Genomic DNA, 252 nt, shown 5'->3' on the forward strand with positions numbered 1-252 from the left:
TGCGGGAATAGCTCAGTTGGTAGAGCACGACCTTGCCAAGGTCGGGGTCGCGAGTTCGAGTCTCGTTTCCCGCTCCAAAATCGAAACGCCGCCCATCAGGGCGGCGTTTTCGTTAACCTCCGGCGAAAGCCGAGGTTACAGCAAGTTGATGCGGGAATAGCTCAGTTGGTAGAGCACGACCTTGCCAAGGTCGGGGTCGCGAGTTCGAGTCTCGTTTCCCGCTCCAGAATCGAAACGCCGTCCATCAGGACG

The 252-nt window shown here is 58.3% G+C and carries 2 tRNA genes; both read left to right on the forward strand.

The features are described from left to right. The first annotated feature begins 1 nt into the window (after nucleotide 1). Nucleotides 2–77: transfer RNA gene (locus ACNFH5_RS30640), tRNA-Gly, on the forward strand. Nucleotides 78–150: 73 nt separating this feature from the next. Next, nucleotides 151–226 (forward strand) — tRNA-Gly (locus ACNFH5_RS30645). Nucleotides 227–252: the final 26 nt, after the last annotated feature.

It is taken from the genome of Pseudomonas sp. NY15435 (assembly GCF_048068295.1).
GTDB lineage: Bacteria > Pseudomonadota > Gammaproteobacteria > Pseudomonadales > Pseudomonadaceae > Pseudomonas.